This window comes from Pseudoalteromonas luteoviolacea (assembly GCF_021654285.1).
GTDB lineage: Bacteria > Pseudomonadota > Gammaproteobacteria > Enterobacterales > Alteromonadaceae > Pseudoalteromonas > Pseudoalteromonas luteoviolacea_J.
Genome location: NZ_JAKFZS010000067.1, coordinates 1 through 6,666 on the forward strand (window position 1 = coordinate 1; position 6,666 = coordinate 6,666).

8 protein-coding genes are annotated in these 6,666 nt (G+C 34.3%); 1 reads left to right on the top strand and 7 read right to left on the bottom strand.

All coding sequences use genetic code 11. The annotated features are described in order from the left end of the window. The coding region (locus L1077_RS26875; RefSeq protein WP_237139833.1) for a hypothetical protein at nt 1-322 on the bottom strand (322 nt) is incomplete at its 3' end. Between the two features lie 155 nt (nt 323-477). On the opposite strand from L1077_RS26875, the gene L1077_RS26880 reads away from it, so the two are divergent. Beyond that, the gene (locus L1077_RS26880; protein WP_237139834.1) at nt 478-639 is read left to right on the top strand and encodes a hypothetical protein; all 162 of its coding nucleotides are present in this window, start codon (nt 478-480) and stop codon (nt 637-639) included. A gap of 205 nt (nt 640-844) precedes the next feature. On the opposite strand, the gene L1077_RS26885 is transcribed toward L1077_RS26880, so the two are convergent. From L1077_RS26885 to L1077_RS26910, 6 genes are all read right to left on the bottom strand, one after another. Next, nucleotides 845-1,045, bottom strand: coding sequence for a YHS domain-containing protein (locus L1077_RS26885; RefSeq protein ID WP_237139835.1), 201 nt, complete (start codon nt 1,043-1,045; stop codon nt 845-847). A 55-nt stretch (nt 1,046-1,100) separates the two neighbouring features. Further along, on the bottom strand, nt 1,101-1,676 hold the full coding sequence (locus tag L1077_RS26890; RefSeq protein ID WP_237139836.1) for a hypothetical protein: 576 nt from the start codon (nt 1,674-1,676) through the stop codon (nt 1,101-1,103). Nucleotides 1,677-1,749: 73 nt separating this feature from the next. Continuing rightward, nucleotides 1,750-2,583, bottom strand: coding sequence for an alpha/beta hydrolase (locus L1077_RS26895; RefSeq protein ID WP_237139837.1), 834 nt, complete (start codon nt 2,581-2,583; stop codon nt 1,750-1,752). 148 nt (nt 2,584-2,731) lie between these two features. After that, nucleotides 2,732-3,184 carry a hypothetical protein gene (locus L1077_RS26900; protein ID WP_237139838.1) on the bottom strand — a complete coding sequence of 151 codons (453 nt, stop codon included), beginning with the start codon at nt 3,182-3,184 and terminating at the stop codon, nt 2,732-2,734. Between the two features lie 767 nt (nt 3,185-3,951). Beyond that, on the bottom strand, nt 3,952-4,326 hold the full coding sequence (locus L1077_RS26905; protein ID WP_237139839.1) for a hypothetical protein: 375 nt from the start codon (nt 4,324-4,326) through the stop codon (nt 3,952-3,954). A 1,334-nt stretch (nt 4,327-5,660) separates the two neighbouring features. Further along, entirely contained in the window at nt 5,661-6,092 is a 432-nt protein-coding gene (locus L1077_RS26910; protein ID WP_237139840.1) for a hydrogenase, read from the bottom strand. Nucleotides 6,093-6,666 lie beyond the last annotated feature (574 nt).

Genomic DNA, 6,666 nt, shown 5'->3' on the forward strand with positions numbered 1-6,666 from the left:
TGTTTCTACGGTAAGTCTCGCCAATGTAAAATCCAAACATTTTCTCATATTCAATCCGGTCCTCATTAGACATGCCTTTTTCTCGGATATATTTACTTAAGTTATCAAGTATTGGCTCTAGCTTTAAAACACTGTCATTTGAGTAATCAAGTTCAATATTGAAGCTTTTTTTTACAAAGTCGACGCAGTCTAAAGAATATGCCTCAGCAACCATCTTCACTCTATGGTCCGGTATAAATTTTAGTAGAGGTTCTTCACTCTTAGCTATAGTTGATAGACTTATGAATAGAGAAGAAATAATAACAACCATCTTTTTTAGCACAATATACTCCTAAAAATAAAATAGGTATATGAAAATAATAGTAAGATAAAATTAGAAACTATGTAACCGAGCCTAATTTTCAACACCCTTTTATTAGAACATTTGTTATAGCTCAAGAGCAAGCTATGAACCCTATATTTTAAAGCTTTTATATAGTGATATATAGAGAAGATAAAACAGATAAAACAGATAAAACAGATAAAACAGATAAAACAGATAAAACAGATAAAACAGATAAAACAGATAAAACAGATAAAACAGATAAAACAGACAATACTGAATCAAATCCATTTGCAATACAGACTGACAGATTCTGATTTTTAGTTATGTATATCTTAGTAAGAAATAAAACAGAAGCCACAAACAAAAGAATTATAATTTTTAAAATCACCCTCTTCAAATGTTGAACTTTATCGCCCTGATAAGGAGCATATTAATGCTGGGAAAAATTATTGAGGTTCAAACGACTAGCCAACATTAAGATGCCCATGAGCTTAATTACTTTGTCTTGTTCTTGGATTCTTACGCTAGCTCTTTCTCTTTGATCAATACGTCAAAATATATTGAATCTTTTGGTCTTGCATTTATGTTTTCAGCAAAGTCGTCTCTACAAGAAGGGTTGCAAAAGCCAACTGTAACTCCCCGATAATGCGTTAGTGAATCAGGTGAGATTATTTTTCCTGAACGAGGGCAAAATTTGTTAATTGCTATACTTGGCATCATTTACTTCCTTAATTCTTACCATCTACTCTAGGCTGATGTAAGGTTTAATTTGTTTTTATTGTTGTTTTTCAAAGTTCGTTAATGCATTTTTAAAGTGCTCGCCCAGAATAATATCTGTCTCTGAGTTTATCTGATTAAATAAAAGTTCGAACACTTCAATCAACTTAGTAATTTTTCTAGGTCCACTCTTATGCTTTCCCCAAGCGACACCTCCAAATGGAAATAAGTAGAACATATAGTGAGTCCCGCCAGCTATGACTATTGAATCCATAGGATCAGAGGGAACTCTTGTCGTTGCTATCACTGTAGAAAATGCTTTTAGCAACCTTTGTGCAAGTTGCTTATCAAGCGCTATTGTTTTTACAGTTTCAGGCTTACTGATATCCCTTGAAATTATGAGAGAAAACTCATTTGTATCCCACGTTTCATTCACAGTTAGTAAGCTGACACCTTTCCCCGCTGGATAGACCAAAAAAATTGCAGATACGTTTAAATTTTCTGGCAAGATGCTATCCACTAGCTTCTTCGTATCTTTGTAATAATAAATACCATATTCACCTAAAGGGTATAGGTGCTCTTCTGACTTAGAGTAAAGTGGAAATAACAGTACAAATAAGAAAAAATAGTACATTAAACGTTCCAAAAAATTAGATTATATTAGTTATAATTCGTAAATCCCTTTGTATTCATCAACTCATACAATGTCATGATTTTTTAAATAACCAATACAAGCCCTGTATCGCAGTTGTTGGAAATACGGTTTCATGATTTGCCCCCTGCACAGCCAAAAACTTCACTTTTACATTGGGAAGTTGTTCTGATGACAGCTTTAATGCCAGCTTTTTCGCACCAGTGACCATATCATGCCTTGGCGAGTCTTTTTCGGGTGTTTCTCTGTCTCCGACAGCAATGAATATCTTGTGTGTATTTAAGTTCTGCTTGGGCTTAATGTTTAGTATATCATTGTTCATAAACCATACTGACGGACTTCCTAAAATATAGTTTGTGAACATATCTGGCTTTGTTAAAAGTATATATGCGCCAAATAAACCACCCAGAGAATTACCCACATATGTGCGTGATTCGTTTACACGGTAGTTAGATTTGATATACGGAAATATTGAACTCTCTATAAAATTAGCATGTTGAAGCGCTTGTCCTGTTTCAAGCTTCCAACTTGTATCTTTTTTGTGGGTATAATCACGAATACGGCTTGATGGCCCTTTAGAGCCTTTTGAGTATGAGATTCCGACAATGATTGCTTCTTCCATTTTACCAGTGTTCATTGGAAATCGAGTTGCACCAGATACAATTTGAAAACTGTACAGAGCATCCGTTAAATAAATAACAGGGTATGATGTTTGTTTATTGCGTTCATATGAAGCAGGTAATTTTACAAATATGGGGTAAACTCTATTTGAAAGTGGATCTTTTATATCTATAACACTGCTTCTGGGGATTTCAAATGAGCTTATATTATGAGCTTTAACAAATTGGCTAAAGCTGATTAGAATAAAAACTACCGGAAAAAACTTCACCAAAACTTCCTTTTTTATACAACTGGGATAGGCTAAATACCTATTTAATAACTATAGTCGTTTTAGCAATATGTGCCTATCGCTGTAACTACAAGCTGAATAATAAAAACTTCAGCTATTAACCTAAGTATCATTAAGATTTTCTTTATTACTCTGCCTGGCGCCCAAATACCTTATATATTATGCAAAGTATGCCTACACCTAGGAGCATCATTATAATATGCATACTAGTCAAGGAACTATTAATAGATATACTTTCATCAATATACAATGTATAAAGCATCGGCGGTAGAAATATAACTATAGAGCCAAGCAATAAGCGACAAAGATTGTGTACTCTATTTTTCCAGCCTCCCTTACCATAAACTAAAGTCTCTACTTCTTTAAGGTATTCAGGGTTTTCTACTTCCAACATGCGTCTATTTACCTCAAGTTTTCTAGCGACAGATCTTTTGAAGTATTTCTCAACAACGTTTAGCATTAGGCAAATTGAAACAATGAAGCTTAATGAGACATACTCCCCCTTAAGGCCATAGAGATATCCAACAATATGCACAGCAAAAATTACAAGGGTGATTACCAATAAACTAGCTAATTTCATATTTAAATGTACTTTATTAAGATTCTTATAACGTTTTTCATAAAAACACCTCAGGTATTAGCTAATAGATATCACAACGTTCCTAGCTTACCTCTGCACTTATAACTTGCGGCACTTGTTCGCTTAGTTGCCCAAAAAAGTGTTCTACAAATATTTTTTGTCTATAACTTTCAACAATAATCCTTAAAGGAGACCATCATAGATATTGATGCAGATAATCACAACAGTTTCCAGAGTCTTGATTGTGTAAGGCTTCATTATGACTTACTTTTTCCATAGTATGTAGCCTTATATTAGAAAACCCTACTTGTTTATAATAATCCGATTAATTGCACCAGCACTTCTCAAAATTCATTGCTGTAAGACCTAAATGCGCTGCTAAAAAGCTTCGTTTTCATTAACCTTTTAAAAATGTTTCTCACACATTTTTCACGATGAAATATAGTCTTTGGCATAGATATAAAGCAATTGCCCCCACAATGTGGTACGAATTTTTATTGTCAACAAATAGTTTTTCAACCTAAGTCATTCGAAGCATGAAGAGAGCATGTTTTTCATGTTTTTCATGTTTTTCATGTTTTTCATGTTTTTCATGTTTTTCATGTTTTTCATGTTTTTCATGTTTTTCATGTTTTTCATGTTTTTCATGTTTTTCAATTTTTTAAAGAAGTCATAGTACCATGATGCCGGGTGAACATTATTAGCTAAAACTCAAAAATCTTAGACAAAGCGAACTGTTTCTATGCAAGTTTAAAATAATGTTATTTTTACAAGTATAAAAGATAAGATGCCACCTCATAAATAAGGCTTATCCAACCAATAATAAACGCAGCATCATCAAGTAAACCTACCCTCTTAAACTCTGCCGCATGCTTCAAAAAAATTTCACCAAATGATTGCGAATATATAACTAATGAGAGAAAGGCCCCGGTGCAGAGTGCAGAAAAAATACTATCTGAATTTTCAGGCTCTATCGTCATTAGTGCAAGCAAATAAAGGCAAGCAAGCAACAACGCTAAATATTTACCTAACTTCCACTTTCTTAAATGATCAGTGAAGGATAACTCATAGTGCCGACTAGAGTATAATTCAGCGACTATCATGGGCGCTAAAAATGCAATTAAAAGAATTAGAATGTTCATCTACTACCGTTTAAAGTTAAGCGCATGTTAACCTTTTGAAATTGAAAAAGTGCGAAAGCATACAAACTTTACCCTTAATTAATTGCTTAATATACAGAAGTTAAAGCTCATTAGAAACCAGTCACTTTGAAAGTTAGGTGGCCCTTGCTTTAAAGCTTAAAAAACTAAGCAACTCATTAGTTTATACACTTTCCTGCTGGTGCAGAAAATTACAGTAGTCTTTTTTTATAATCTTGTATGACAATAAGCTATCAATGTCTCTAGTGTTTTTCTTTGATGCACTGATATAAATTCTATTATACTCAACAACATAGCTAATGTCTTTTTTAATATCTAAATTAACTTCAAATACACCAAAAACAAGATATGTAAAACTACTCAAATTTTCCTTGCTTAATTTTTAGGTGACAGTATTTACCGGTTGATGATTTTTTCATAGCTGGTTTTACCATCTAAACTATATAAAATTAATAGAATTTAAAAATTTCATCTCCACACGCCAAATTTTTTGAGCTAAAAAATAGACGTCTACACACAATGTCACTTAATGTACAAAGCGCAAAAAAACGGCAGATTATTGTTGACTGAAACTGAAGGAAGTTCAACCAACTAACAACCAAAGAAATTTATCTTAAGAAATGTAATAACAGCTAAGCTAAAGCGTTGACCCTAGCCCAGCGGTTTTACTATCAAGTTCATGCCTTTGCAAGCTCTGTATTACGATAGTTTCTCGCAAAAAATGCAACAGTACCAGAGTAAACAATCAATATGTGTACTACTATAGCAACAACAATACTTTCGAAGTATCGATATATACTACACATCAAAACAACAAGCAGCAGCTCTCATACTTCCAACCAATATATGGGCCAAAGACCAAACATGATACGACTAATGACAACAGTAGCTAGCCATCCTGTATGCTGATCAATGAAGCTTTACAAGGACCAACAGAAAATAAGACAAATAACAGATGAAGACATTCAGTTAGCTCAATCAAGAATTAACTGCCCCCCAGATGGTGTTTAGGGTCAAGCATCCAGCCTTTATTTTTACAAAACAAGGTATGGCTGCTTGATATTAAAAAGTGTTGCACTTGTGAGTTTAATTTGGGCCCTGTAAAATATGAGCATCAAAATAAAACCCTTAATTTGGCCTAACTCACAATATCCAATGAATCTAATAGCAATAAAGTAAAGGCAACCAAATTAACTTAATACTTCTACATTGAACCGGCAATAACCCGAGCACACCTTCATTTATGCTAACTCTGACCAAATACAAAAGCGCATTTATAACATCGGTTGAATAGCTTTGTTATATTTTTATTATGGCTACCAAACAATTGGTAGCATCCCGATGGTCAATAAAGTACAGGCAATAAGTGATAAGGCTGAGCCTAAACGAACCAAACTTGTCACTTTATGCTCTGTGGCGATAGAAGCCGAAAAGCCATCGCCAGCAATTGGAAGCGCTTTACTTGCACCAGTTACAGATGCAATCGTTATCCCTAGCCAAATAAGTATAAATCCAAATGCACAGCCATAAGCTGTAAATATTTCTAGATACACTGGTAGTTCAACTAAGGACCAAGTAATACCAAAGATCATTAGCGCCATTGCGCACTGAACAGCGGTTAAGTGCCCGGAAAGTGCCATTCTTGAATTTTTTACAACCGGGATCAATGCACCTTGAATTAAACCGACTAAGAAAAATGCAACACCAATAAAGATGAGCTCTGAGCCAATTTGTGTAAACTCAATCATAGCGTCCTCCAGTTTGCATAACGCAAGACTCGCTAGCGCTACTTATACTTGAGCCGATATCCCTAGAAACTTGAGAGCGCTGTTCTCGGTGTTTTTTTACTTTTTGACGGGTATTCATCATTAACCTCCATTGAAAAAAAATATAGTAAGTAACGGAATACAAGAAATCATTCACCTAGATTCATTTTTCAACTTACTCAAAGTGTGGGAGGCAACACTAAGATAAGAGGCAATATGATACGACTTAACTTGAATAAGTGTGGAAGAATACTCCCCTATCAGACGCGCAAACCTTCGAGCCGCGCTCTCTGACAAATAATGGGTCTTATGTAGTCATATTCTCGCTAGTATCTCCCACTTTTTTCTTGTGATATAAACTTATCAAGCTCTTTTAAAGATGCGACATAAAAAACAGAGCCTTCCAAACCTTTAAAATTAAGCACTTTTTGATCTTTTTTTAATTACTTCGAGCTTTACCAATAATATGAACACCTTCAAATTCAGCCAAAATCTGTTTTCTCCCAATACAAGGGCCTTGTTTCCTAAATATTTGAACTTCTGACCTGTTCTGACC